Annotated in this window: 27 protein-coding genes; 14 read left to right on the forward strand and 13 right to left on the reverse strand. The window is 52.4% G+C overall.

Going from position 1 to position 26,637, the window contains the following annotated elements:
* The first annotated feature begins 166 nt into the window (after positions 1–166).
* Positions 167–697, forward strand: coding sequence for a cyclophilin-like fold protein (locus ACO6VX_RS13620; protein ID WP_242462820.1), 531 nt, complete (start codon positions 167–169; stop codon positions 695–697).
* Between the two features lie 173 nt (positions 698–870).
* On the opposite strand, the gene yajD is transcribed toward ACO6VX_RS13620, so the two are convergent.
* Both yajD and ACO6VX_RS13630 read right to left on the reverse strand, forming a co-directional pair.
* Positions 871–1,218 carry an HNH nuclease YajD gene (yajD, locus tag ACO6VX_RS13625; protein WP_003850685.1) on the reverse strand — a complete coding sequence of 116 codons (348 nt, stop codon included), beginning with the start codon at positions 1,216–1,218 and terminating at the stop codon, positions 871–873.
* Positions 1,219–1,552: 334 nt separating this feature from the next.
* Positions 1,553–1,720 (reverse strand): hypothetical protein, encoded by a 168-nt coding sequence (locus ACO6VX_RS13630; RefSeq protein ID WP_009093121.1) that lies wholly within the window; start codon positions 1,718–1,720, stop codon positions 1,553–1,555.
* Between the two features lie 290 nt (positions 1,721–2,010).
* Between ACO6VX_RS13630 and ACO6VX_RS13635 the strand changes: the two genes are divergently transcribed.
* Positions 2,011–5,115 (forward strand): efflux RND transporter permease subunit, encoded by a 3,105-nt coding sequence (locus ACO6VX_RS13635; protein WP_129063443.1) that lies wholly within the window; start codon positions 2,011–2,013, stop codon positions 5,113–5,115.
* Between the two features lie 59 nt (positions 5,116–5,174).
* On the opposite strand, the gene ACO6VX_RS13640 is transcribed toward ACO6VX_RS13635, so the two are convergent.
* A complete protein-coding gene (locus ACO6VX_RS13640; protein WP_422431630.1) occupies positions 5,175–6,200 on the reverse strand; it encodes an alpha/beta hydrolase in 1,026 nt (341 codons plus the stop codon).
* A 68-nt stretch (positions 6,201–6,268) separates the two neighbouring features.
* Entirely contained in the window at positions 6,269–7,393 is a 1,125-nt protein-coding gene (locus ACO6VX_RS13645) for an MFS transporter (protein ID WP_010257016.1), read from the reverse strand.
* 202 nt (positions 7,394–7,595) lie between these two features.
* Between ACO6VX_RS13645 and ACO6VX_RS13650 the strand changes: the two genes are divergently transcribed.
* A complete protein-coding gene (locus ACO6VX_RS13650) occupies positions 7,596–8,492 on the forward strand; it encodes a LysR family transcriptional regulator (protein ID WP_010257019.1) in 897 nt (298 codons plus the stop codon).
* Between the two features lie 63 nt (positions 8,493–8,555).
* Here the strand turns inward: ACO6VX_RS13650 and ACO6VX_RS13655 are convergent, their stop codons facing one another.
* Positions 8,556–8,732 carry a general stress protein gene (locus ACO6VX_RS13655; protein WP_010257023.1) on the reverse strand — a complete coding sequence of 59 codons (177 nt, stop codon included), beginning with the start codon at positions 8,730–8,732 and terminating at the stop codon, positions 8,556–8,558.
* Between the two features lie 124 nt (positions 8,733–8,856).
* Between ACO6VX_RS13655 and ACO6VX_RS13660 the strand changes: the two genes are divergently transcribed.
* Positions 8,857–9,042 (forward strand): hypothetical protein, encoded by a 186-nt coding sequence (locus ACO6VX_RS13660; protein WP_045139850.1) that lies wholly within the window; start codon positions 8,857–8,859, stop codon positions 9,040–9,042.
* A gap of 44 nt (positions 9,043–9,086) precedes the next feature.
* Here the strand turns inward: ACO6VX_RS13660 and ACO6VX_RS13665 are convergent, their stop codons facing one another.
* Both ACO6VX_RS13665 and ACO6VX_RS13670 read right to left on the reverse strand, forming a co-directional pair.
* Positions 9,087–9,374, reverse strand: a complete 288-nt coding sequence (locus ACO6VX_RS13665; protein WP_422431633.1) for a type II toxin-antitoxin system RelE family toxin — start codon at positions 9,372–9,374, stop codon at positions 9,087–9,089.
* Positions 9,374–9,613, reverse strand: a complete 240-nt coding sequence (locus tag ACO6VX_RS13670) for a type II toxin-antitoxin system RelB/DinJ family antitoxin (protein WP_422431635.1) — start codon at positions 9,611–9,613, stop codon at positions 9,374–9,376. The genes ACO6VX_RS13665 and ACO6VX_RS13670 overlap by 1 nt, the downstream gene beginning before the upstream one ends.
* Positions 9,614–9,972: 359 nt before the next feature.
* Here ACO6VX_RS13670 and ACO6VX_RS13675 point away from each other — a divergent pair, with 359 nt between their 5' ends.
* On the forward strand, positions 9,973–11,946 hold the full coding sequence (locus tag ACO6VX_RS13675; RefSeq protein ID WP_266094443.1) for a methyl-accepting chemotaxis protein: 1,974 nt from the start codon (positions 9,973–9,975) through the stop codon (positions 11,944–11,946).
* A 104-nt stretch (positions 11,947–12,050) separates the two neighbouring features.
* The gene (gene ahr / locus ACO6VX_RS13680) at positions 12,051–13,067 is read left to right on the forward strand and encodes an NADPH-dependent aldehyde reductase Ahr (protein ID WP_010257039.1); all 1,017 of its coding nucleotides are present in this window, start codon (positions 12,051–12,053) and stop codon (positions 13,065–13,067) included.
* A 49-nt stretch (positions 13,068–13,116) separates the two neighbouring features.
* On the opposite strand, the gene ACO6VX_RS13685 is transcribed toward ahr, so the two are convergent.
* Entirely contained in the window at positions 13,117–13,785 is a 669-nt protein-coding gene (locus tag ACO6VX_RS13685; protein ID WP_031292291.1) for a DUF2268 domain-containing putative Zn-dependent protease, read from the reverse strand.
* A 350-nt stretch (positions 13,786–14,135) separates the two neighbouring features.
* Here ACO6VX_RS13685 and ACO6VX_RS13690 point away from each other — a divergent pair, with 350 nt between their 5' ends.
* Together ACO6VX_RS13690 and ACO6VX_RS13695 are read left to right on the forward strand one after the other, a co-directional pair.
* Entirely contained in the window at positions 14,136–14,915 is a 780-nt protein-coding gene (locus ACO6VX_RS13690) for an MBL fold metallo-hydrolase (RefSeq protein WP_010257042.1), read from the forward strand.
* A 74-nt stretch (positions 14,916–14,989) separates the two neighbouring features.
* Positions 14,990–15,982 (forward strand): GlxA family transcriptional regulator, encoded by a 993-nt coding sequence (locus tag ACO6VX_RS13695; RefSeq protein ID WP_010257045.1) that lies wholly within the window; start codon positions 14,990–14,992, stop codon positions 15,980–15,982.
* Positions 15,983–16,073: 91 nt separating this feature from the next.
* On the opposite strand, the gene ACO6VX_RS13700 is transcribed toward ACO6VX_RS13695, so the two are convergent.
* Positions 16,074–16,475 carry an H-NS family nucleoid-associated regulatory protein gene (locus ACO6VX_RS13700; RefSeq protein WP_010257048.1) on the reverse strand — a complete coding sequence of 134 codons (402 nt, stop codon included), beginning with the start codon at positions 16,473–16,475 and terminating at the stop codon, positions 16,074–16,076.
* A gap of 275 nt (positions 16,476–16,750) precedes the next feature.
* Here ACO6VX_RS13700 and ACO6VX_RS13705 point away from each other — a divergent pair, with 275 nt between their 5' ends.
* Both ACO6VX_RS13705 and ACO6VX_RS13710 read left to right on the forward strand, forming a co-directional pair.
* Entirely contained in the window at positions 16,751–18,313 is a 1,563-nt protein-coding gene (locus ACO6VX_RS13705; protein WP_033770124.1) for a sensor domain-containing diguanylate cyclase, read from the forward strand.
* A gap of 68 nt (positions 18,314–18,381) precedes the next feature.
* Positions 18,382–18,828 (forward strand): VOC family protein, encoded by a 447-nt coding sequence (locus tag ACO6VX_RS13710; RefSeq protein ID WP_159227255.1) that lies wholly within the window; start codon positions 18,382–18,384, stop codon positions 18,826–18,828.
* Between the two features lie 229 nt (positions 18,829–19,057).
* On the opposite strand, the gene ACO6VX_RS13715 is transcribed toward ACO6VX_RS13710, so the two are convergent.
* A complete protein-coding gene (locus ACO6VX_RS13715) occupies positions 19,058–19,459 on the reverse strand; it encodes an H-NS family nucleoid-associated regulatory protein (RefSeq protein ID WP_010257055.1) in 402 nt (133 codons plus the stop codon).
* Between the two features lie 872 nt (positions 19,460–20,331).
* Between ACO6VX_RS13715 and ACO6VX_RS13720 the strand changes: the two genes are divergently transcribed.
* Entirely contained in the window at positions 20,332–20,517 is a 186-nt protein-coding gene (locus ACO6VX_RS13720; protein WP_010671932.1) for a DUF2256 domain-containing protein, read from the forward strand.
* A gap of 52 nt (positions 20,518–20,569) precedes the next feature.
* Here ACO6VX_RS13720 and ACO6VX_RS13725 read toward each other — a convergent pair whose 3' ends face one another.
* The 3 genes from ACO6VX_RS13725 to ACO6VX_RS13735 form a co-directional block, all read right to left on the reverse strand.
* The gene (locus tag ACO6VX_RS13725) at positions 20,570–20,872 is read right to left on the reverse strand and encodes a hypothetical protein (protein WP_010257059.1); all 303 of its coding nucleotides are present in this window, start codon (positions 20,870–20,872) and stop codon (positions 20,570–20,572) included.
* A gap of 105 nt (positions 20,873–20,977) precedes the next feature.
* Complete coding sequence (locus ACO6VX_RS13730; RefSeq protein WP_033770122.1) at positions 20,978–21,520, reverse strand: YfaZ family outer membrane protein; 543 nt, start codon at positions 21,518–21,520, stop codon at positions 20,978–20,980.
* Between the two features lie 63 nt (positions 21,521–21,583).
* Positions 21,584–21,820, reverse strand: coding sequence for a YgdI/YgdR family lipoprotein (locus ACO6VX_RS13735; protein ID WP_010257065.1), 237 nt, complete (start codon positions 21,818–21,820; stop codon positions 21,584–21,586).
* A gap of 971 nt (positions 21,821–22,791) precedes the next feature.
* Here ACO6VX_RS13735 and ACO6VX_RS13740 point away from each other — a divergent pair.
* From ACO6VX_RS13740 to feoB, 3 genes are all read left to right on the forward strand, one after another.
* Positions 22,792–23,172, forward strand: coding sequence for a YgiW/YdeI family stress tolerance OB fold protein (locus tag ACO6VX_RS13740; protein WP_010257071.1), 381 nt, complete (start codon positions 22,792–22,794; stop codon positions 23,170–23,172).
* Positions 23,173–23,667: 495 nt separating this feature from the next.
* Positions 23,668–23,892, forward strand: a complete 225-nt coding sequence (gene feoA, locus ACO6VX_RS13745; protein WP_033781080.1) for a ferrous iron transporter A — start codon at positions 23,668–23,670, stop codon at positions 23,890–23,892.
* On the forward strand, positions 23,892–26,219 hold the full coding sequence (gene feoB / locus ACO6VX_RS13750) for a Fe(2+) transporter permease subunit FeoB (protein ID WP_422431641.1): 2,328 nt from the start codon (positions 23,892–23,894) through the stop codon (positions 26,217–26,219). Before feoA ends, feoB begins: the two co-directional genes overlap by 1 nt.
* The last annotated feature ends 418 nt before the right edge of the window (positions 26,220–26,637 follow it).

Consider the following 26,637-nt stretch of genomic DNA (forward strand, 5'->3'; position numbering starts at 1 on the left):
TGTTTCGACTGCCCGAAACGTAAGCCGCAAATCAGTTCAGCACATCAGATGAAGCGCAGCGCATCCGGGCTGTTGCAGAATAAGCGGCGCGCGAGTTCCGCCGACAGGGTGATGGTGCAGCGAAAGGGTGAAGGATAAATCTTTACCATCAGATAACGGCGGGTAAGTGAGCCAGTTTATTCAGGGCTGGACGGCGATCGCAGTAACGCACTCCATGTCTGAACAGATGCGCCATAATCCGGAGAGCAACCTTATGAAAAGAGCCTTACTTTTGCTGGTTTTACTTTCCACCTATAGTCTGATGCCCGTTAAAGCCAGTGGCCCGGTTCGGGCAGGAGAGCTGCGTCCCATGAAGATTATTATGACGATCAACCATCAGTCGTATGAGATTGCGCTGGCTGATAACGCCACCGCGAAAGCATTTGTACAGCAACTCCCGCTGACCATGACGATGGAGGAGCTGAACGGCAATGAGAAGTTTGCAGACCTGCCTGCTGCTCTTAATAGCGATCCGCATAAACCCGGCACGATCCAGCAGGGCGATGTGATGCTGTATGGCAATAAGACGCTGGTTCTTTTTTACGAGACATTCCAGAGCTCCTATAGCTACACGCCAATAGGAAAGGTGCTGTCGACAGATAGCCTCAAAAAGCGTGTCGGTGAGGGGGGGATTGACGTACGGTTCTCCCGGCCATAACTGATATCAAAATCTGAAATAACCGGCTGGTAAAAGATTCATATCGCGCTGAGTCTGGCCAGGGTGGCATCTGGCACGACGGACTACACTGCGTTCTGGCCGCGGCCAGACATTGTGATTCTCTTCGGCAAGCGAGACTGTCAGGCAGGTCGGCCAGCCTGACAGTTCAGTCATTACTTCTTCTTATTCAGCATCGACTTCAGGTCAGCAAAGGGATTGTAGGTAGCCTCGCCGACATCTTTTTGTGCGTCCTCGCCAGCCACTACACGGGTGCCATACTGGTCAGCCTCGGTGTACTTTGAGTGTTCGTGGTCATGACAATAGAGACACAACAACTCCCAGTTACTGCCATCTTCCGGGTTGTTGGTGTGGTCGTGATCGATATGGTGAACCGTCAGTTCGCGCAGGTTTGAATAAACAAACTCGCGTGAGCAGCGTCCACACACCCACGGATAGATTTTAAGTGCTTTCTCACGGTAGCCGCTTTCCAGCCGCGTGTAGTTTTTAGGGATCAAAGCCATTGCCGGGATAACCTGTTATGCAGAGAAAATTTCACGATAGTGATGCCAATATATCCCATAACGGAACAGAAGAAGAAATCATCGTGTTCCGAGGGACGGGAGGCTTTAAAATCCAGAGGGTTAGCTGAAAATCCGCGTAGCCGCCTTATATGATTTTTCCAGCACGTCTCGCAATCCTGAATAACTGCCGGGCCTGTGAGAAGGCACAAAATCCTGTCGCTGTGATGAAAACTCAAAAATGATATATCTCTAAGCTCCCGCTCACGCTAACCCAATTAATCAGCAGGATAGCACCCAAAACATCCCTGTTTACCGCTTTGCTTAAAAAATGACATCAAATGTAATGCATGACACCATAAACGGCCCAGAAAATGGCGTTAGCACCCAGATAAGTCCAGCATCCCCAGTAGGCTATGGGTTCACGACGGGTGCGGAGTTTAGGCAGGAAGGCCAGTAAATAGAGGGCAGAGGCGATAAGCGAAACGAAGTAGAAAAATTTCATGGTTTTCTCCTGATCAATATCCTTTATTTGAGAATAGTCAGGGCTCACCATTTTGCTTAATGCATCAGCAGATTCGTTATGGATCGGCTTTCTCTTTGATGCCCACATCGGATGTCAGCACAGTTAAATCCGCGATAAATCGAAAATGCAGCGTCACGGTACGATCAGCCAGCCTTAAGAAAAGATCACGTCAGGATGTTCAGCCTGAGGTTACACCCTATAATCAACGCTGTTTGTTAGCCTGCAGGAATGCAGGTTTTGCACCCGCCCAAAAGGAAGAGATCCCGCTGATGTTTTCTCGTTTTTTTATTTATCGTCCCGTTTTCGCATGGGTTGTTGCCATTTTAATCATGCTGCTTGGCGCGCTCTCCATTACCCTGTTGCCGGTTGAACAATATCCCGATGTTGCGCCGCCTTCGGTGAATATCAGCGCAACGTACACCGGTGCTTCTGCAGAGACGCTGGAGAACAGCGTCACGCAGGTGATCGAGCAGCAGCTTACCGGGCTGGATAATCTGCTCTATTTTACCTCCAGCAGCAGTTCACAGGGGAATGTGTCGGTTACCGTCACCTTCAGTCAGGGCACCGATCCGGACACGGCTCAGGTGCAGGTGCAGAACAAGGTGCAGCAGGCGCTCTCCCGTCTGCCCAGCGAAGTGCAGCAGCTTGGTGTTACCGTGACCAAATCGCAGTCAAACTTCCTGCTGGTGATGGGGTTGTATGACACCACGGGCAAAAGCAACAGCACGGATATCGGTGACTGGCTGGTCAGTAATATGCAGGAGCCGCTGGCCAGGACCGAAGGCGTCGGTGACATCCAGGTGTTCGGCGGTCAGTACGCGATGCGCATCTGGCTCGATCCTTTCAAACTAAACTCCTTTGCGTTGCAGCCCTCCGATGTGTCGGCGGCGATACGCTCGCAGAACATTCAGGTTTCAGCCGGTAAAATCGGCGGCCTGCCATCGCCTGATAATCAGCAGCTCACCGCCACGGTCAGAGCGCAGTCGCGACTGCAGACGCCGAATCAGTTCCGAAACATCATCGTTAAAAGTGACAAAAGCGGTGCCATCGTACGCGTGGGTGATGTGGCGCGGGTGGAGCTGGGCGGCGAATCCTATGACATGACCACCCGACTCAACGGGCATCCTGCGGCGGGTGTCGGTGTGATGCTGGCGCCGGGCGCGAATGCGCTGGCCACCGCGACGCTGGTGAAAAACAAAGTTGAAGAGTATCGCCACTCAATGCCGGAAGGTTATGAGGTGGCTTATGCGCTCGACAGCACTGACTTCATCAAAATCTCCGTTGAGGATGTGGTGATCACCCTGATCGAAGCGATTGCGCTGGTGGTAGTGGTGATGTACCTGTTCCTGCAGAATATCCGTGCGACGCTGATCCCGGCGCTGGCGGTGCCGGTGGTACTGCTCGGAACCTTTGGCGTACTGGCGCTGTGCGGCTACACCATCAATACCCTGACGCTGTTTGCTATGGTGCTGGCCATCGGGCTGCTGGTGGATGATGCCATCGTGGTCGTCGAAAACGTCGAACGCATTATGCATGACGAAGGTCTGCCGGCGCGTGAGGCAACGGAAAAGTCGATGAAAGAGATCTCCGGCGCGCTGGTGGCTATCGCGCTGGTGCTCTCCGCAGTATTTCTGCCTATGGCCTTTTTCGCCGGGTCGACCGGTGTGATTTACCGGCAGTTCTCCATCACCATCATCGCCGCCATGACCTTCTCCGTGGTGGTGGCACTGACCCTGACGCCTGCACTGTGTGGCATGTTGCTGCGGCCGACCTCACCCCATCGTAAAGGCTTCTTTGGCGGTTTTAACCGCTTTTATGCCGCCACCGAGCGCCAGTATCGTCACAAAGTGGTGAGCACTCTGCGCCGTCCGCTGATCATGGTATCGCTTTATGCGGCAATGGGCGTTGTGCTGTTTGTAATGTTTACCCGCTTGCCGGGCAGCTTCCTTCCGACTGAAGATCAGGGCAGCATCATGCTTCAGGCAACATTGCCAGCGGGTGCCACGGCCAGCCGCACTGAGGCAGTCAATCAGCAGATTGTTGACTGGTTCCTGACTGAAGAGAAACAGAATATTGATGTGGTCTTCACCATCAACGGTTTTAACTTCAGCGGTGCTGCGCAGAATGCCGGTATGGCGTTTATCAAGCTTAAGAACTGGGATCAGCGACCGGGTAGTGAAAACTCTGCCGAAGCGATTGCCGGGCGCGCCACCTACGCGCTGGCGTCGATTCGGGACGCGCAGATCTTTGCGCTGACGCCGCCGTCGGTGCCGGGTCTGGGACAGAACAACGGCTTTACCTATGAGCTGCTGGCCAGCGGTGGCACCACGCGTGAGCAACTGGGCAACCTGCGCGATCAGCTGCTACAAAGCGCAGCGCAAAGTCCGGAACTGCTCGGCGTGCGGGCCAATATCCTGCCGCAAACGCCGCAGTTGCAGGTCGATATTGATACCAGCAAAGCGGTGGCACTGGGACTGCAGCTGGATGACGTTACCGATACGCTGACCAGCGCCTGGGGCGGTGCCTATATCAATGACTTCATCGACCGGGGTCGGGTAAAGCGGGTCTATGTGCAGGGCGACGGTCAGTATCGCTCATCACCTTCGGATCTGGATAAATGGTACATCCGTAACAGTGAAGGCACCATGACGCCTTTCTCGGCGTTTGCCTCGACCCGATGGACCATGGGACCCGAAAGCCTTAACCGCTACAACGGCTCTGCCTCCTACGAAATACAGGGGCAGAACGCCGAAGGGTTCAGCTCCGGCGATGCTATGAACACCATTGAGCGACTGGCCAATGAACTCCCGGCAGGGACCACAGGGGCATGGAGCGGTCTTTCGCTGCAGGAGAAGCAGGCGGGCGGGCAGTCAACCACGCTGTATGCGATCTCGATTCTGGTGGTTTTCCTCTGTCTTGCTGCGCTGTATGAGAGCTGGTCGGTGCCTTTCTCCGTGCTGTTAGCGGTGCCGCTCGGCGTGCTGGGTACCGTGCTGGCGGTGGCACTGCGCGGATTAAGCAACGATATCTACTTCCAGGTGGCGTTGCTGACCACGGTCGGACTCACCTCCAAAAACGCGATACTGATCATCGAATTTGCGGAGGATGCGGTTCGTCGGGGAAGTTCGCTGAGTGCGGCTGCGTTGCAGGCAGCGCGAACCCGTCTGCGGCCGATTATGATGACGTCGCTGGCCTTTATCGCCGGGGTGATCCCGCTGGCGGTGGCGACGGGCGCCGGTGCTAACAGCCGCATCGCCATCGGTACCGGTATCATCGGCGGTACGCTGGCAGGTACGGTACTGGCGCTGTTCTTTGTTCCGCTCTTCTTTGTGCTGGTGAAGCACTACCTGACCCGCCATCGCAAAGGCCAATAACGCAGAAAGCCCGTCTGCAGGCGGCTGCAGACGGGCTGGGATCAATGATTAGCGGAAGATTACAAATGCTGTTTAAAGAAGGCGGTCAGCTTCGCAAACGGGATCAGGTCAGTGCGGTCATAAAGGTCCACATGGCCTGCATCAGGCACGATATAGAGCTCTTTGGGCTGTGCCGCACGCTGGAACGCATCTTCGCTGAACTCGCGTGAATGCGCTTTATCACCCGTGATGAAGAGCATCGGGCGCGGTGAGATGGTCTCAATGTCATTAAACGGATAGAAGTTCATGAATTTCACGTTGCTGGTGAGCGTCGGGTGCGTGGTGAGCGCAGCTGAACTGTTTTTCGGTGTGAACTCACCGCGAGGCGTCCGGTAAAAATCATAGAACTCTTTGGCTATCGGAGGCGAATCAGCATCGATTTTATGTGGTGTACCACTGGTGTACTCAGTTTTACCCCCGGTGAACTCTACATAGCGTTGCTGTGCCGCCGCTTCAATGATTTGCTTACGCTGCGCCAGTGTCTGGCTTTTATTCAGCGCATTACGGTTGGCTGACCCCATGTCATACATGCTGACGGTAGCAATGGCTTTCATGCGGGGATCAATCTTCGCTGCGCTGATGACAAAACTGCCACTGCCACAGATGCCCAGCACACCAATCCTGTCGCGATCGACAAATTCGCGGGTACCCAGGTAATCCACGGCGGCGCTGAAGTCTTCGGCATAGATATCCGGAGAGACAGCGTTGCGCGGCTGGCCTTCACTTTCGCCCCAGAAAGAAAGATCAATTGCCAGGGTAACAAATCCCTGCTCAGCCATTTTCTGCGCATAGAGGCTGGCGCTCTGCTCTTTGACTGCGCCCATCGGATGACCTACCACAATCGCCGGAAGGCGCGCCGTTTTACCGGCCTCTTTTGGTCTGTACAGCATGCCGGTCACACCCATCTGATACTGGTTTTTAAAGGTGACTTTCTCGCGGGTGACTTTCTCGCTTTGATAAAAGTTATCGGCGCCGCGTGACATATCGGCAGCGCTGGCCGCAAGTGAACTGATCAACAGTCCAAACATCAGGGTTAATGCTCTCATAAGAAGATCCTTATCGGGGTTGACGACATGAGGGCAACGGGTTGCCCGGTTAAACAACACATCTGCTATCAGGCAGCGCTTTCCTTACGGGCGGTGATCATCGCCAGTCCGGCGGCAGTGACCAGTAATGTGGCGCTGATGGCAAAGGTGGTCTGCCAGCCTGCATGGTCAAAGGCCAGGCCACCCAGCGTCGACCCCAAAGCAATCGACAGCTGTACGATGGCCACCATTAATCCGCCACCGGTCTCGGCATTATCCGGAAAGGTTCTGGCGATCCAGGCCCACCATCCGGTTGGTGCCGCTGTTGCCACCAGTCCCCAGATGCCAAGCAGTGGCGCCACCAGCAACAGGTGATGACCGAACACCATGAGCAGCAGCGCAACCAGCGCCATAATCAACGGGATGATCATCAGGGTCAGATAGAATCCGCGCTGCAAAACAGCACTGATAATCAGCGTGCCGATAAAGCCGGCGACACCAATGGTCAGCAGCACCAGCGACAGCGCAGAAACGTCAACCTGCGTCACGGTTTCCAGAAACGGACGGAGATAGGTAAACAGGGTGAACTGGCCCATAAAGAGCAGGCCGCAGGCGGTCATACCCACCGTAACCAGCGGCGAACGCAGCAGCTGCAGAATTTTTCCGCTGCGCTGCCGGGCCGAGTTGACCGGCATCGATGGCAGCGTGAACGTTTGCCAGATCAGGGCGATCAAGGCTACCGGCACCAGGCTGAAAAAAGCCCCGCGCCAGCCAATGACAGCACCGAGATAGCTGCCCAGCGGTGCAGCGATAACCGTCGCCAGCGCATTGCCGCCGTTGAAAATGGCCAGCGCGCGCGGCACCTGCCCGGAGGGGACCAGCCGGATAGCGACCGCCGCTGACATCGACCAGAAACCGCCAATCACCACGCCAATCAATGCCCGGCCAGTCATGTAAGTCAGATAGTTGGGTGCCATCGCCACCATCAATCCGGATAGTGCCATTACCAGCGTGAGCGCCAGCAACAGAATTTTGCGGTCGAGGTTCCCTGCGATGCGGGTTATTGAGAGGCTGGTGATCACTGCCAGTGCGCCGGAGATAGCGATGCCCTGTCCGACCAGACCTTCGCTGACCGCCAGATCTTGTGATAACGGCGATAACAGGCTGACCGGCATGAATTCAGAGGCGATAAGCGCGAATACACACAGCGTCATTGCCCATACACCACCCCAGTGCGCTTCTTTATGCCGGGGGGAACAGTCAGTTGTTTCCGTGGAAGTCATGTTGTGTCCTGTTTCATTGTTTGCGGTGCTGATGAACTCAGGAAATTTTACTGTTTCGCTTTATATTGACTAGCTAATGAATCCTTAATGGGGTTATAACCAGAACTTATAAATCTATCGGCGGGAGTGCAGTATGAAGCGCAACATGAATGACCTGCAGGCTTTTATTACCGTGGCGCGTGAGGGCAGCTTTACCCGCGCGGCAGCGCTGCTGGGCGTGACGCAGCCCGCGTTAAGTCAGACCATTACCGCGCTGGAAAACCGGATGGAGATTCGGCTGCTTACCCGCACGACCCGTAACGTCTCACCGACCGCGGCGGGTGAACGGTTAATCCAGGCGATTGGCAACCGATTCGATGAAATTGAGGCGGAACTGGATATGCTGACCGCGATGCGGGACAAGCCAGCCGGCACGGTACGGATCACCTGCGGGCCGCATATTCTGAGCTCACTCCTGATGCCAAAGCTGACGCCATTGCTGGCGGCTTATCCTGATATCCGGCTTGAGTTCGATGCTAATCATGGCTTACGCAATATCGTGGCCGATCGATTTGATGCAGGGGTCAGGATGGGAGACACCATTGATAAAGACATGGTGGCGATGCCGATAAGCCCGCCATTACGGATGGCTGCGGTGGCCACGCCCGACTACTTTCGTCGTCATGCTGCGCCGCAGGTTCCGCAGGATCTGCTGCATCACAACTGCATTAATATGCGGCAGGCGACAGCGGGTGGGTTGTACGTCTGGGAATTTGACGGTGAAGAGGGGCCGTTAAATGTACGGGTGGATGGACAGCTGACGTTCAACACTTCGGCACACATTGCAGAAGCGGCTCTCGCCGGGCTGGGGATCGCTTTCCTGCCTGAGCAGGAAGTCGCTGAAGGGCTGGAGCAGGGCACCTTGATCCGCGTGCTGGAGCGCTGGTGCGAGCCGTTTCCCGGCTATTACCTCTACTATCCCAGCCGCAAGCAACATTCACCCGCTTTTACCCTGGTCAGAGAGGCATTAAGGCTAAAAGAGGGGGCATGATGAACCTTATTGGAATAGATGCCATTCCATGGCGTAATACGTCCTAAAGCGCTTTATTCAGAATTACTTAGAAGGACGGCGACTAATTTTGCCTCCTTTCCGACCGGCTTCCCTGGCTTTTTCAGGATCGTTTTTGAAATTGCCCCCACTGGCCTTGCCTCCTGCACTGCCAGCTTCACTCGCCCGTTCTGGATCGTTGGCAAAATTGCCGGCACCACCTCTGTATTTCTGTTGTGTCATAGGAAGACCTCATATCAATGTTCCATTAGATAAAAAGGACTAGCTAGTCACACCTGCAAGCATAGTCGCCCGCTTCGTTTATGCAAATGCACAGAATTAAAGTATTGATAAGACTGATTTTAATTTGTCGCAGGGTGATAGCTGGCAGCAGCTGGATGAGAAAATCACGTTCGCCACGCAGGATGAACAGCAGGAAGCGAGGGGATCAATAGGCTACGGTTCCGGCGACACGCTCCCAGACTTACGTGACCTGCCTGCCGAAGCTCGGGAGCGCTGCGAACAGCACTGGAACCAGCAGAGTGACAGATAAACAGAAATAGCGCCGCTTTGTTTGTTAGCGGTGAAGTCTCCTGTTTAAGAGAGACGCCTGGAAGCGGCAGAATAAACCTCTGAGCGCTCTCTTTTCCCGACAGCCACCACAAAAACCACCACCCGGTCATCAATAACCTGGTATACAAGTCGATAACCGGATGACTTTAGCTTGATCTTATAGCAGTCAGGCATCCCGCTGAGTTTGTTCGCCTCAATTCTGGGTGACTCAAGACACTCAGCCAGCTTCTTTTTAAGCTGTTCACGTACTGTCGGGCCCAGCTTGCGCCACTCTTTCAGTGCCATCTGATCGAACTCCAGTTGCCAGGTCATTAAAGGTCATCCAGTGTGACCCGGACAGGCTCAGGGTTTCGCAGGCGTTCTTTAACTATGTCTACTAACGCCGCATCTTCGTCACTGAGTAACGTTTGCTTAAAGGGAAGACGTTCATTATCTGCAATATATTTAAGCATCAGGCGCAGCGCTTCAGAAGGAGTCACACCCATTTTTTCGAGCGCAGCATAGGATCGTGTCTTCAGGTCATCATCGATTCGAATGTTAATTGTGCCCATAGCGAGTTCCTTTGTATTTACACTTGACATTACAATTGTCGCACTGATGAGTCTGTATCGCAAACAGTAAACATCAGTCACCCGCACAGCCTTATATCTTCCCGATAAAATCACGCTAAAGCTTATTTTATGCTACGAAAATATAACATCTTCATCCATTAAACCAACTGCAGCAATCGTTAAAGGTTTTCCCGCTACTGGCGATAACCAACAGGCGTTGAGCGCGCCGATCATTGATGAACCCGGCACTCCGCGACGAGTTCTGAACGCGAACGGACCTGCTTTTAGCCCTCCTTTTATACACACCAGAAAGCGCTAATTTAAGCGCAAATTACTCAAATAAAAGCGAAAATAATAATATGTCGATCATTAAGACGATCAAAAGACACCTGCCTGTTGCCCGTCTTAGGCGTAGCAGTCAGCCTGCCAATGGCACCTACGATTGTCGTGCGTTGCCAGATTCACTGGCCTCCGTGGGTTTAAGCTCGCGGGCGGGCGGCATCCTGATGACCTTCGTTCCGCCTGAAGCCGATTTTCAGCGGGTCAGTAAGGCCTGGCAGCGATTCAATTCCGCCGACCTGACGGTGTTGACGCTCTCTTCCAACGGCGCGCTGAGCAGCAGCAGATCGCAAAGCACCTACTGTGATGGCAATGGCCCGGAGGGAAGCTACCTCTGGCTGCCGGACACACTGATCGCACGCCATGAGACGCATATTGTTGATCTGCATGTCGCCGACACGCAGACTGCCAGCCAGCGCATCACCGCCATCCAGCAGGAGCTGGCGCGCTTGCAGGTGCGGATGCCGCTCTCGGCCGATCGTACTTTCGCCATGATTTACTGCGACGGATTATCGGCATCCGAAGGCTTTCTGATGCAGGCCTGGTATAACAGCGGGCGCTTTCCCTGCCTGGCGATTGGCGGTTCGGCGGGAGGCAAAATCACCTTTGATGGCACCTGGATTGGTACAGGTGGCAAGGTGTTGCAGGGCAAGGCTGTGATTGTGTTCTGCCAGATGGCGCCAGGAAAATCATTTGCTCCTTTTAAAAGCCAGAACTTTACGCCACGCGATCAGAGCTGGCTGATTGCTGAAGCCGATCCGGTTGCGCGTACTGTAACGTCAGTATTTAACCGCCAGGGGCAGCAGCAATCGTTTGTTGCGGCGCTGTGTGAACATCTCAACTGCAACGAAGCGCAACTGAGCGAACGGCTAAAGGGACTCACTTTTGGCGTTAAAGTTGGCGGCGAGTACTTTATTCGCTCGATCGCCAAAATTGAATCGGGCGGCGTACACTTTTTCTGCGATCTTGAGTTTGGCGATCGACTGTTCCTGATGGAAGAGAAAGACTTTAAACAGACGACGCAGCAGGAGTGGCAGGCTTTTACCGCTCAGCATGGCAAACCCGCGGCGATCCTGATGAACGACTGTATCCTGCGCCGTGTCGGTAATGCCGATAAGCTGCATAATGCCCATTTCTTCAAAGGCATTGCCGCCGCCGGTTTTTCCAGCTTCGGCGAAATCCTGGGTGTGCCCATCAATCAGACGCTCTCCGCGCTGGTGTTCTTTAATCATGACGTCAAAGCGATGAGCCAGTTCCCGGTAGAGTACGCCGGCTACGCGGCACACTACGCGCAGCGAGCGTTGCGCCGCTGGGAAGCGCTGAACAGCATCCAGACGCGGGTGCTGGATCGGGTTATCACTTATCAGCAGGCGCTGACGCCGCTGATGGAGGCGCTGCCGGTGCTGGAAACAGCCACTCAGAGCCAGGGAGAAACCCTGAGCCTGGCAGAGAGCAGTATCCGTAACATCAGTAACATCGCCACCGAGAGTCAGCAGGCGCAGGGCCGGCTGGATGATGGTCTGGACGATCTGGAGAAAATTTCCAACGGCATCAATGAGATTACGCATGGCATCAGCAATATTGCTTTCCAGACCAACATCCTGGCGCTGAATGCCGCAGTAGAAGCGGCTCGTGCAGGCGAGGCTGGGCGGGGATTTGCTGTGGTCGCGGGCGAAGTTCGTCGTCTGGCGCACTCCTCAAAAGAGCAGGCTGAAGCTACGGCCAGTAACATCGGTGAGGCAGTCAGCACCATCTCACGTATCCGGCTGGTGGCCAGTGATTCGGCGCAGACCGCCGCCCAGATGGCAGAGCGCAGTATCAGTGCAGCCGATACGCTGGCGGCCATGAATCAACAGACGCGACATGAGCGCGCTGACATTGCGAAGCATCTCGGCAGCCTGCGTGAACTGACGCAGGGGATGGATGCAATGCAGGAGGCCGTCGCGCAGCTCAAGGTGTTACAAACTCTTTCCGGTGCGCAGGTTAAGGCCTGATTTATCAGCATAAAAGACAAAAAAGTGCGGTGTAAGCGTAACGACCAGGCAGGGCGGGCTTTCAGTTGTTACACTTGTCGGTGATTAACCACGCAGAGGTATGAATGAAAATTAAAAGTTATGCAGCCATGCAGGCTGGCCAGGCCCTTGAACTCTATGAGTACGATGCCGCCGAACTGGCAGCCGAAGAAGTCGAAGTCCAGGTCGAATATTGTGGCGTCTGCCACTCAGATCTGTCGATGATCGACAACGAGTGGGGCATCTCTCAGTTCCCGGTGATTGCAGGACATGAAGTGATTGGCCGGGTTTCTGCCCTGGGCGAAGCGGCTAAGAACAAAGGTCTTTCAGTCGGCCAGCGTGTAGGAATCGGCTGGACAGCAAAAAGCTGTCAGCACTGCGATGCCTGTATTAACGGCGAGCAGGTTAACTGTCAGCAGGGCAGCATCCCGACCATCATGAACAAAGGTGGTTTTGCCGAGAAGCTGCGTGCTGACTGGCAATGGGTTATTCCGCTGCCAGAAAAACTGGATGTGGCGAGCGCCGGTCCGCTGCTGTGTGGCGGTATCACCGTGTTTAAACCGCTGCTGATGAGCAACATCACGGCAACCAGCCGTGTGGGTGTGATTGGTATCGGCGGACTGGGCCATATCGCAATCAAGATCCTGCACGCGATGGGTGCCGAAGTGGTGGCATTCAGCTCAACGCCAGATAAGAAGCAGTCGATCCTGGATATGGGCGCGGATGAAGTGGTTAACAGCCGTGATCCAGAAGCTCTGAAAAAGCAGGCAGGCCGTTTTGACCTGATCCTGAGTACTGTGGCGGTCGACCTGGACTGGAAACCTTATTTCGCTGCGCTGGCACCTCAGGGTAAATTCCACACCGTGGGTGCCGTAATGAAGCCGATTGAAGTGAGTGCTTTCGATCTGATCCTGGGCGACAAAGCGGTGACCGGTTCATCAACCGGCTCACCAGGCCAGCTGCGTTCGCTGCTGCGACTCGCCTCGCGTGCGGATATTGCGCCACAGGTTGAGTTCTTCCCGATGTCTGACATCAATAAAGCGCTGGATCACGTTCGCGCCGGTAAAGCCAATTACCGTGTGGTTCTGAAAGCCGATTTCTGATGCGAATCTGAAATGACATGCCGCAGCCTGCTGCGGCATTTTTTTATCCTCAATTTGTCAGCAGTCCCTTAGCCAGCCCCGCGGCAATCACCTCATCGGCTGTCACGCTGAACCATTTCTCTGTAGCACATTCCGCGTTATCACGGCGCCATGCGGCAACCATCTGGTAGCCCAGCGTATAGCCATACCATCGGCGAAAGTCACCCGTGCCGAAGAACCAGGCAGAATGATCATAATGAGGACTTTGCAGCGTGGTCAGCGGCACTGGATTAGCCTGCAACTCGCTTAGCTCTATGGCTTGCTCCCAGGGCTCTGCTGCCGTTTTAAGCAGCCAGCAGACGAACTGACCCGCCAGACCTTCGCTGACCAGCGCTTCACCCAGCGTCCAGCCATATCCCGGCCCGCGCATTCGCAAACAGTGATGGACTTCATGCACGATATGCCGCACCAGCGTGCCATTTTCCAGCATCCCGGGCAGATTCGGATTTGCCGGGTCAATGGCCAGGCCGAACAGGGTGGGCCCGTAAGCCCGGCCTGCAAAACCGGTTTCAGGTATTACTGCCTCCGGCATGCACTGAACCAGAATATCCAGACGAGGGACACGTGTCACGGAGGAGAGGTGCTCGCAGGCGAGCTCAGCGGCCCTGACTATTGACGATTTATAGGGCCCAACATCACCCGATGCCTCAAGCCAGTGCAATTTCCATAAGTCGTTCACAGACTCTCCTGTCAAAGGTTGATAATCAGAACACAGGTCCGGGACGCGCCAGAGCTACTAATACCTTAACCGGCAATGCTTTAAACAGACACCGGAAGAAAGCGTTATCGTTGTCGGTAAAGAGTTAAAAGCAACTTCCGGAACGCCTGCCTTTCCTGAACATTCAGGGCTGTCTCGTCGCGACGCCAGCACCGATAGATACCCTGCCACAAGAAAATAGTGCAGTTTGGCCCGATTCCATCGAACACTGTCCTTTGAGCCTGTTACGCGCAGGTAAACAGTGCCGTAAATTAACCTGATGGTAGCCAGTAAGCCTGGCTGATTTCACTGAGACTGTTTACGGAGCCAAAATGAAGCTGACCCAGATTCGTAATGCCACCCTGCTACTGGACTATGCAGGCAAAAAATTCCTGATCGACCCGATGCTGGCCGAAAAAGAGGCCTGGCCCGGGTTTGCCGGAAATGCCCGTCCGCATCTTAGAAATCCGATGGTTGAGCTGCCTGTCCCGGTCGCTGCACTGCTGGCAGTCGATGCGGTGATTATTACTCACACGCATATGGATCACTGGGATGAGGCTGCGCAGCAGCTAGTGCCGAAGACGATGATGATCTACAGCCAGGATGAAACGGATGCAGCGCTGATTCGTTCGCAGGGGTTTGAAAATGTTCGCGTGCTGCAGGATGAGAATCCGTTTGTTGATGGCCTGACGATTTATAAAACCGACGGTCAGCACGGCAGCAATGCGTTATATGCCGACAAAGTGATGGGCGATATTCTGGGTGACGCCTGTGGCCTGGTCTTTACCCATCCGGCAGAAAAAACCCTCTATATAGCTGGCGATACCGTATGGGTCAAACCCTATGTCAGAGCGCTGCAACGTTTTCAGCCGCAGGTGGTGGTAATGAATATCGGCAATGCAACCAACGATCTCTATGGCCCGATTATCATGGGAAAAGAGGATACCCAGCGCACGCTGAATATCCTGCCTGACGCAACGCTGGTTGCCTCACACATGGAGGCGATCAACCACTGTTTGCTGACGCGCGCAGAGCTGCGAGCCTGGACTACCGAACAGGGTATTGCTGACCAGGTGCTGATCCCGGAAGATGGTGACACAATGACGTTCTGAGCGTCGTGGCACTAACCCGGCACAATTGTGCTGTGAGGTCTCAACACTACGCTGCCACACAATAAGGGGAGAGGATGGCTGTTCTGAAAGTCGCGGTGCTGGCAACGGCCGGTTTTAGTCCGTTTCATTTTTCAGTTCCCTGTATTCTGTTCGGCTCAGCCCTGCCGCAGCCGGATCTGTTTCATGTTGATATCTGCGCACTGAAACCAGGCCCGGTCATCTCAGAGATGGGGTTGTCAATTACGGTGGAACAGGGTCTTGACCCGCTTGATCAGGCGGACATTATTATCGTGCCCTACTGGCATAATCCGGCTGAAAAACCTGCGCAGGCGCTGCTTGATAAGCTAGTGGCAGCCTGGCAGCGCGGCGCAGAGATCGTTGGACTATGTCTGGGCACTTACGTACTGGCTTATGCAGGTTTGCTCGATAAGCATCGTGCTGCCACTCACTGGGAATTTGAGCGTGACTTCAGCGAGCGCTTTCCGCAGGTTCACCTCGACAGTAATGCTCTTTATACCCGAGACGATCGTCTGATCACCTCTGCCGGCACCGCGGCGGGCATCGACTGCTGTCTGGATATCATCCGTCACCACTATGGCAGCGCCATGGCTAATCGGGTAGCCAGACGCATGGTGGTGCCGCCTTACCGTGAAGGCGGTCAGGCGCAGTTCATTGAGCGACCGGTTCCAGAAACAACGCGTGACAGTAAGATCAACGCGTTGCTGGCGTCCCTGCGACAGAATCTGGATCAGCCACAGGATCTTGACTCACTTTCGCGGACGCTTGGCATGAGCAGGCGAACGCTGACGCGTCATTTTCACAAGGCGACAGGCATGTCCCTGGGAGAGTGGCTGACAGCAGAGCGTCTGCAACGCAGCCAGCTATTACTCGAAACCACCGGCATCAGCATTGAATGTGTGGCAGAAGAGGCGGGTTTTGATTCGCCCGTGTCATTTCGTCAGCGTTTTAAATCCCGGTTTGGCGTCTCTCCCAGTGAGTGGCGCCGGACATTTCGGGGGCCGCATCCGGTGATGAGTGATGAGACATTACGACAGGACGATGAGTGACCAGGCCCGGATGAATTTCTGCGCCTGTGACTTTGCCTGCCGGAATATTCCCGCGTAATGACGGTCACTATTCCGGCAGAAATAAATGCGACTACAGCAGGAAATCATCCAGCGACTGGCCGTTTTCAATGGCCGCCTTAATTACGGAGGGCGTTCGGCCCTGACCCGTCCAGTAACGAACCTGACCATTTTCGTCATTGTAACGGTATTTCGCCGGACGCTTTGCGCGTTTCTTTTTGCCGGTTACCGAGGGGGATGCGCTATTCACCAGCTCCGCCGGGTTAATCCCTTCTTCCATTAACAGCTCCTGGTAGAACGCCAGTTTTTCTGCTTTCTCACGGGCTTCCGCTGCCCGCGCGTTTTCCTCTTCACGACGTTCATTTACCACGGTCTCTAATTTCTGGCGTAACTCTTCCAGCATATCTAAAGCCATATTGCGCGCCTCTGCACGAAGCGTGCGGATATTGTTCAGGCTGCTCAGGTTCTTACTCATAACAAATCCTCAAATACTCAACTTAATCAATGAAGTGCAAATTATTCAGCTGGCAAGGGTAACATTTACCCACGTGATATTTGAAGCGCTAGTGTAGCCTTATTCGCTATTAATCCTCTATTAAGGGTGCTAGTTGAACCAATAAAGAAGAAATTTTAAGCGAAATCTGCTGGTTAATTGCGGATTATCATTGTTGAAACAGGATTGTGGGATTTGCATTTTTGCTTTTGATTAACTGTGCTTAAATCAGTCAACAGGGTTTATTAAGGACAGGCATGAAGTTTCGCCAAAAAAATGAGGGTTCAGCGCCAAAAATCTCGCCGCTGCTAAGAAGTATTATCCTTTCAGGCGTATTGCTCAGCGTGGCGGTGATTGGCTTAAATGTGTGGACGCTGCGGGAAGACTGGAATGAAACCGTCGATAAAGCTGAAGATACGGCGGTTAATCTGTCGCTGTCACAGGCGCGCCAGGCGGACGATACTTTTTTGCAGACCGAGCTCTCTTTGCGCGAGGTGCAACGCGAGCTCGAAAAGCAGATTGCCACAACCGGTGTAGATGGCGAGTCGCTGAGCCAGACGATGCGCCTGTTGCAGAGCCACCTGCCACAACTACACGGCTTGTTCTACTATGATGCGCAGGGGAAATGGATAGCCACTTCTATGAGCCGGATACCGCCTGACATCAATAATTCCGATCGTGAATATTTCGATTATCACCGCACCAGCCCGCGCGATACCCTGCACGTCGGCCCGGTGCTTCGCAGCCGCACCACTCACGAGCTGGTGATCCCGGTTACGCTGCGTGTGAACGATGCCTTTAACGGCTTTCGGGGCGTCTTACTCGCCACCGTCAAAGTGGACTATTTCCGCCGTTTCTACAGCTATTATGAACTTAGCGAAGGCGATGTACTGGTACTGATGCTGGCAGACAGTACCGTGCTTTACGCCCGTCCGATGCCGGATAGCTACATCGGCAAAAACCTCTCAGTGAGTCCGCTTTTCCTCAGGATGCTGGCCCATGCGGATAAAGGCAGCGGTCAGTGGACCGCTGCGCTTGATGGTAAAAAACGCATCTTTGGCTTTGTCCGCTCACAGCGATACCCGCTGGTGGTGGCCGCGGGATATGACAAGCGCGCGCTGTTTAACCACTGGCTCAAAAGCTGGGTACATGATCTGATTCTGAGCCTGGCGCTGCTGATTGTTATTCTTTTACTGGGTGCATTTGTACTGCGTCAGGCACGGCATACGCTGCGTTATCAGCTTGAGCTGACCCGATTACGCGATGATCTGACCGCGGCTAATCGCGCACTGGAAAATCTGGCACAGAGTGATGGGCTGACGGGTGTTGCCAACCGGCGCCATTTTGATCACATGCTGACTGAATGCCTGCAGAACGCGGAGCGCAGTGGCCAGCCGGTGTCATTGATCCTGCTCGACATCGATTATTTTAAACGTTTCAACGATACCTACGGCCATGTGGCGGGTGACGACTGCCTGAAAAAAGTGGCTACTGTTCTGAAGAACGCCGCCCGCCGCAAAAACGAACTTACGGCCCGATATGGCGGCGAAGAGTTTGCCATTATTTTGCCCGGACAGCCGTTGTCAGCCGCGTTGAACTTCGCTGAATCGATCATAGACGCTGTTAACAGGCTCGATATTCCGCATCTCACCACGGAACTGCCGCAAAAGCACGTCACCCTGAGTGCAGGCTGCGCCGTCTATCTTGCTTCAGACTCACAACAGGAAAAAGAATCGCTGATAGCGCGCGCGGATGAGGCTTTGTATCACGCGAAACGGGCAGGGCGTAACCAGGCCATGTGTGAAGAACGTAGCGGCTGAGCATCCGTGATCAAATCCTGAATCCTGCCTGTGGCATGGTGACTGCTCAACTTAAACAGGGAGCGGCCATGTCAAACGATACCGGTTTCACTCATCTTGCTTTACAGGTACGGGATTTAGAGAAGAGCGTAGATTTTTATCAGCGTTATGCCGGGATGCAGGTGATACATCAGCGTGAACCTGGCATTCCTGAAGCACAGAAAGTGGCATGGCTGTCGGATTTAACCCGACCTTTTGCGCTGGTGCTGGTGCAATCTGACAACAATGAAGATACACCGCTGGGTCCATTTGGTCATATAGGCGTGGCCTGTAGCAGCCGTGAAGAGATAGATGAAAAAGTGGCACTCGCACGTCTCGAAGGTGTGTTGCGACGCGACGCGCAGCAATCTGGTGTGCCAGTCGGCTACTGGGCATTTTTTGCCGATCCTGATGGCAATACGCTTGAGCTCTCTTATGGTCAGCAGATCGGACTGGAAATTATCACAGCCCGCAACACACAATCGCTGAATAAATAAAGCGGTTGAGAGAACAGAATGAATCCCATTATCTGTTGCGTGACTGCGTAAAGCTTTTCAGTTATTGAGTTCAGGGTAACGCCTGAGCAGGATTATGGATGGAGAGACAATATCAAGATGAGAAAGGAAAGGGTACAGGCTGGCCGGTAATTGAGATGCTTGAGCCTGACGATTTATGGTGAAAAAACCGCCTGCCTGACGCAGGCGGTGTTTCATTATGCATACTGAATTAAATCAGGAAATCATCCAGCGATTTACCTGCATCAATGGCAGATTTAATAGCAGATGGGGTACGGCCCTGGCCAGTCCACTGCTTAACCTCACCATTTTCGTCGGTGTACTGATATTTAGCCGGACGAGGAGCGCGTTTTTTCTTCACGGCTGGTGCAGTCGGCATACCATTTAACAGTTCGTTAGGATCGATACCTTCCTGCAACAGTAATTCACGGTATTTTGCCAGTTTCTCAGCTTTTTCACGATTAGCTGCTTCAGAAGCCTGTGCTTCTTCACGTCGCTCACTCACCACAACCGACAGTTTTTCCAGCATTTCTTCCAGGGCAGCAAGGTCAAGCTCGCGAGCGTTTGCGCGAAGGGTACGGATATTATTCAAGCTGTTGAGAGTGTCACTCATCAAAGTCACCATAGTCATGTTCAGATAATAAAATACAGAGCGGGTTCACGCTGATGCTTTTCGTCAGACCTGCTTTTTTAAGATGCTTGCCTTCGAAGAATCAAAATACAGAACCGATAGTTCAACGCCAACATATTAATCGCTTTCTCAAAGAGTTTAAACTGTAATTAACGTAAGACCCTTAAACAAAAGTAAAGTTACTCTTTTTTTTACACTCTTCGCTCAAAATGTCAAAAAGGTGCCTCATCTGATGATGTTCAATAATTTAGTTACGTTATGGAAAAACCGGGCTTTCACGTCGCTTTTCCAGCGGAATCGCTTCGCTAATCACGGAGCTGCTTTGTTCCGATAGGCAGTCACCGTGCATACTTCTCCAGATAAAGCTGGATATGTCCATGAGGCCACCATAATAGGGTTGTAAAGGACGCATAGCAAAATTACTAAAAAATAACCATCAGGCGGCTGATTTATTCAGACTATATGTAAGGCCATGAAATCAGATTAATTTATCACTTAAATAACGTTCTGGTTAAGGCGATCATCACCAGACGGGTTATGGCTTGGTTTTAAAAGCCCGGAGAGACAAACCCCAGTAAAGGGGGATAAAACAGTCAGAATCACGCGTGGCCTGTATGACCCTGGATTGATTATTTACGGGCGTAATGACTTTTTAGCCGCCGTATGGGGCCAGAGAGGATGTCCGCTAATCAAGGCAACCTGAGCCACATCATCCGGGTACCATATTGCCTTATGCGCCGATGAAGCGGTAAACAGTGCGATCTCAATTGCCCTCAATACTTACTCACAAGCAAGCTAAACTGTATAAGAGACGCTATTGTCAGCGTTATAAGGGATTCTCAGGAGAGACTGGCGTGTTCAAAGGCAATAAAAAGTCATTACCGGTTCGCTACTGCAAAACGTGTAATAAACCGATGTCATGGCGAAAAAAGTGGGAACGATGCTGGGACGAGGTGTTGTATTGCTCGGAACGGTGCCGGCGGCAGCGTACTGATCGGCAAGAGGATGATACAGAAATAAAACCTGAACCTGACCTCTGACGCTGATCAAAGCTGGCCAGGGATTGACCTGGCCTCAGTCAGGGGAATGGGGCTATTGCTGTACCTCGATCTGTTGCCAGCCTCTTTTAAACATACAATCTTTAACCAGTATCTCTCGCTGGCTTTCATTGGCGTCGCTGGTGGAGTAATCGGTGTCAGTGGTTTTATATTTACTGTCTTTTGAGGTGTATTTACCGCTAACAACATTGTCAGGGGGTAAATCCCGCAGTGCCTGGGCCCGACAGGCTGTTTCCGCTATTGTTTCCTGCTGTTCAGATGCATCAGGCTTGACCCATTTATACTGCACACATCCGGTCAGACAGAGAGTAAATAACATCAGCATAAGAGGTTTCATAATCTGTTTCTCAGTGCTCCCCGCCTGAGTTGAGACGAGTGATTGAGTAAGGAAACCGATCGGCAGGGTTTCCTCACCACAAAAAAAGGGAAGAGTCATCCGACGTTAAAATGTCAGGCCGCCACCGATATAAGGACCATCGATCAGGGTATGACCCGGACGTCCATCTTTGCCATCAACACCCGCATAGCGATAGCCCACTTTTAAAACCAGTGGATCCACAGGTGACCAGCTGACACCGCCATTGGCCTCAACGAAATTCTTAACGCTGTTGGTCAGCTGTTCCGGGGCGGAATAACCTTCTCCATACAACGCAAAATTAGCGGGCAGATTGATTTTCACACCGCCGCCAACAGGAAACGCAACGCCGTTATCTCCTTTTTTGCCGCCGATGTAAGCGGCTTTAACGCCAGCCGTCAGCATCACAGGTCCAATTTCAAGGTTATAACCGGTACCCGCCTGACCAATCTGAACACCATCCGCCGTATTTTTGATCCACTGACCATCAACATAAAGCCCGCCGGATGAACGGCCGATTTCTGCGTCCAGCACCGAGGTGTTTTTACTTTGTTCGGCATTCAGGCCAATGGCCATGGCAGAGGAGGATGCACACAATAATAAGCCAAAGCCAATTACAGAAATTTTCATTGCTCAGTTTTCCCACAGAATCAGATTTTCAGGATAATGATTAAGATTGCTATTAAAGCAGGTTTACTTTTGCACAATCTCTTTAACATCGTGCTGTTGTAACTGATGCATGTTTCCATCCGTGTCTTTATAAGAGATCATGCCTGTTTCTTTATCTTTTGCGGGTTTGCCATGAGTCGTAATCATGTGCCCATCGTTGGTGGAGATCACATAATTGCTTGAGCAGGCGGAAAGGGACATAACAGAAGTTATCATCGCAATAGCAAAAGCGAATTTCTTGCCAGAATTAAAAGATGTCATTTTACTTTCCTGTCGTTTCTTTTTAAGAAGATGCGGCATTATTCGCTGTGATTGTTAAACGACATGCTAACAATCCGGCTGTTTGCCTCTTTATCAGGATGATAATGATCTGGATCAATATCATGGGTTGCTCAGGAGTATGCAACCATGGCGGGTATTGATTGTTTTGCGACCAGTACTTGCGGAAGCGAAGGCAGAAGGTTGTACTGAGAGAATCAGGAAGAAAACCAGCAAGGTAGAGGAAAAGAAACTTAAGCTCGAATCCGCAAAAATGAATCTGAAAGAAGGACAGGCTGATGCTCAAAGACTGAATTAAACTGATTTACTCGTAGGCTCACGCTGGCGAATCTCCGAACATCGGTAAATTCCGCATGTTCCTTTATCTCTTGTCAGTTTGGGTGGGCATCAGGCTATCACCACTCTCCTCTTCTTTTTATGCATTTTCAGACAGTATCAGGCAACATTCTTACCCTTTTAATGCCAGAAAGGGCTGCATTCCGAATGGGAGCCGTTGTCGATACACTGCATACTCAGCGTTACTGGGTTCTGTTAATATCATAGGGAACCAGGCATAAAAAAAACCACTCAGTTGAGTGGTTGTAAAAAGAAAAAAATAGTTAATGAGCAAAACTGCGATACATAATGTTTTAATACTGGGATATATCTATGCCAGGAAATAATATCCGTTAACAGACATGTTAGCTATGGGATTTATATGAAATGATGCAAAGTGAAAGCGTAACAATGACCATAATACACTGAATGTTAAAAATTCACCACTCACGTAACTGTTTATCGATTAATTTATTTTTTTAACAACATGGATTAAACTTTGATTGTTTTTCTGATGCGGATTTATCGTGCGCATCATGCTCATTACATTTTTAAAACACATGGAGGTAATCACTTTTCTTAAGATCCCGTTAAGATCTGCATCGTAAATTAGCCCGACAATTTTAACGGAGATAAATATGAAAAAGTTTCTTTTAGCAGCATTGTTTGCCGGTATGAGTTTTGGAGTTGCTGCACAGGAAGGTTTTGTTAATCCAGCAGGGCAGGGGTATTCTCAGGGCGGATTTAAAGGTCCGACACCCGGCGTCTCTTCTGTCGCTCAGGTTAAGACGCTGCGTGATGACGCATGGGTCGTTCTGGAAGGTAACATCATCAGACAAGTGGGGCATGAACTTTATGAGTTCAAAGATGCTACCGGAACGATTAATGTCGATATTGATGACAAGCGCTGGATGGGACAATCGTTATCACCGAGTGATAAAGTCCGTCTTGAAGGTGAAGTTGATAAAGACTGGAACAGTGTTGAGATTGATGTAAAAACGGTTCGGGTTCTTAAGTAATCCTTATTCGCTCATCACCTGGCGGTGGCCTGAAAATCAGGGCACTGCCATTGTGAAAATGATCCTTCCAGGACGCCTTTCTTTCATTACAGCGGCCGCAATTTAGTTACAACACCCTATTTGAGCAGATTACGTTACCGGCGCTATCCTGCCAGATTGGTTTTTTTGATTAAACCTGAACGGAGCCGTTCTGTGAATCCGAGTGCTCATTGACTAGCCGCCCCGCACGGCCCGAAGGGCCGTAGTAGTTATTTACGGCATATTGAATGATGTAACTAAATGGATGCTCTCTGCTAGAGTGCGGGAATGATTCAACATTCTCCACATCCGCCTTTAACTGTTGAACCCGCGCCTGGAAGACCCCCCATTTAATGCGCTGTTGACCTGCCGTTGACCCTGACGGCAGTTTTCTTCTGCCTGCCCGATGCCAGATCAAAAACCGAAACGAGTATCATTTATAGAATGAGTGCTTCTTACTTTTAGGCAGGGCGTGATATGGCAATTAATATGGGCAGTACCTACCGAATCCTAGGCTATCAGCCATCGGTAAATCCCGCCTGGCGCCAGAAATTACTGACAATGGGCATGCTTCCCGGCGCAGTTATTGAGGTCATTCGCGTGGCGCCAATGGGCGACCCAGTGCAGATCTCTACCCGCCGTGTCAGCCTGGCGGTGCGGCAGCGTGACCTGGACGACATCATCCTGGAGGAAATCGTCTGATGAAGAAGATAACCATCGGGCTGATTGGTAACCCCAACACTGGCAAAACCACGCTGTTTAATCAGCTCACCGGTGCCCGACAGCGGGTCGGGAACTGGGCTGGCGTCACGGTTGAGCGCAAAGAAGGTCAATTTTTTACCGCGCAGTCAGATGTCAGGCTTATCGATCTGCCAGGCACCCGATCGCTGACAACACTATCTGCTGAAAGTTCGATAGATGAGAGCATCGCCTGCCAGTATCTCTATCAGGATCATGCCGATGTGGTGATTAATGTCGTCGATGCCTCCAGTCTGGAAAGTAATCTGTTCCTGACCTTTCAGCTGCTGGAACTGGGCGTGCCCTGCATTGTCGCCCTGAACATGCAGGATATTGCCACCAGCCAGAACATCACTATAGATGTCGCAGCGCTGTCAGCTCATCTGGGATGTCCGGTCGTTTCACTGACCTCAACCAAAGGTGATGGCCTTGCCCAGCTCAAAGCGCTGATTGACCAGCCCCATATTTACCGCGCACCGGAACGGGTACGTTATCCGGCTGCGATTGAAACGGCCATTGAGCAGCTTTGCCAACAGATGCCCGCCGCCATAGCCCCACAAAAACGCTACTGGCTGGCCTTGCAACTGCTGGAAGGGGATATCAACAGTCAGAAACTTTGTCCGGCGCTGGTTCCGCATTTGTCCGAGATTATGCAGCAGGCCGGTGGAGAGACCGGCGTACAGATTGCCGATTATCGCTATCGCACCATCAATGCGCTTTGCGCGGCAGTGAGTAACATTCATCACGCAATGCCCGCAGGTCTGACCCGCAGGATCGATAAAATTGTGCTGAACCGCTGGCTGGGCATTCCGATATTCCTGGCAGTGATGTATGTGATGTTTGTTCTTTCAATTAACATTGGTGCCGCGCTACAGCCACTGTTCGACAGCAGTTCGGTGGCGATATTCATTCATGGTGCGCAATGGCTGGGCTATGTCTGCCACTTCCCTGACTGGCTGACGGTTTTCCTGGCGCAGGGTATCGGTGCCGGTATCAATACCGTGCTGCCGATCATTCCGCAGATTGGCCTGATGTTCCTGTTCCTCGCTTTCCTTGAAGACTCCGGCTACATGGCGCGCGCCGCTTTTGTGATGGATCGTCTGATGCAGTCACTGGGCCTGCCGGGAAAATCCTTTGTGCCGCTGATTGTCGGCTTTGGCTGTAATGTCCCGTCGGTCATGGGGACACGGACGCTGGATACACCGCGTGAGCGTCTGCTGACGGTGTTGATTGCGCCTTTTATGTCATGTGGCGCACGGCTGGCGATTTTTGCGGTTTTCGCTGCGGCATTCTTTAACACCCACAGTTCCAGCCTGGTTTTCTCCCTCTATCTGCTGGGAATTGTGGTGGCCATCGCGACCGGGCTGGTGCTTAAGCATACCCTGCTGGGCGGAGAAGCCTCGCCGTTTATCATGGAGTTGCCGGTCTATCACCGGCCTCACCTCAAAAGCCTGCTGTTGCAGACCTGGCAACGGCTGAAAATGTTTGTGGTGCGAGCCGGACAGGTGATTATCCTGGTGAGCATGCTGATTGGCGTACTGAGCAGTTTTGCCTTTAATGGCCAGATGGTTAATGACATTAACCACTCTGCGCTGGCGGCGACCAGCAAAGCGATCACCCCCGTGCTGTTGCCGATTGGGGTCACTCAGGATAACTGGCAGGCAACAGTGGGGCTGGTGAGCGGCATCATGGCGAAAGAGGTCGTGGTCGGCACGCTCAACAGCCTTTACACCACAGAGGCAATCCAGAGCAGTCCATTTGATCCGCAGGCTTTTGACCTGCCTGGTGAGCTTAAAGAGGCGCTGACAGAGACCTGGGCGGGGTTAACGGCTGCCTTCAGAATTGATGCGCTGGCCCATCCCATCGATGCCAGTAAAGGCGATGGTGAGATGGCGACTGGTTCGATGGGCGTGATGTCTGCCAAATTTGGCAGTGGTTTTGCCGCTTACAGTTACTTAATTTTTGTCCTGCTCTATGTTCCCTGCGTCTCGGTCATGGGGGCTATTGCGCGGGAAGCCGGTAAAAAATGGATGATGTTCTCATTCTTCTGGGGACTCAACATCGCCTACACCACGGCCACGCTGTTTTACCAGACCGTCACTTTTGCCGACCATCCTGCATTCAGTGCGACCTGCCTGATAAGCGTGCTGGTGCTGAACGGAATCATCCTGCTGGCATTGCGAAAAGCGGGAAGCCGGGTGCAGTCAATACCGGTCATGCTCAGGGAGGAAAAGGGGAGTTGCAGCGGCTGCCACGGCGGCTGTGATAAGCAGAAAGGCTTTGCCCGGTAAAAATAAGTACTGATGGCATTCACTCTTTCCGCTGCCGGCGATTCCTGGCCGCAGCGGACAGGTGAGGATTGTCCTGTTGATTATTCTTACGATTTGAAGCCAGAATAGTGGGATGATTAGCGTATGAGCAGTGACAAAGGCAACATGACAATTAACCCGGCCAGAAGCATTATCCTGCCCGCTGAAGGCAGATGTTTACCAAAGCAACTCTGACCATGCACTGCAGCATGCCCTTATTATGGATAGCGGCTCCTGTTTTGCAGACAGATTCGCAGCATGCGGTATGGCAGTAAGAATAAATCAACTAAATCAGCCGGATGAGCGCTGTTGATCCCCGCTTCAGCGTTCATCCGTACCGGCTTACACACAGGCTGTCCACTTTTTCTGTGGATAACTTCAGCCTGAAAAAGGACTTTAT

The organism is Pantoea sp. BJFS-204 (assembly GCF_049310725.1).
Classification (GTDB): domain Bacteria; phylum Pseudomonadota; class Gammaproteobacteria; order Enterobacterales; family Enterobacteriaceae; genus Pantoea; species Pantoea agglomerans.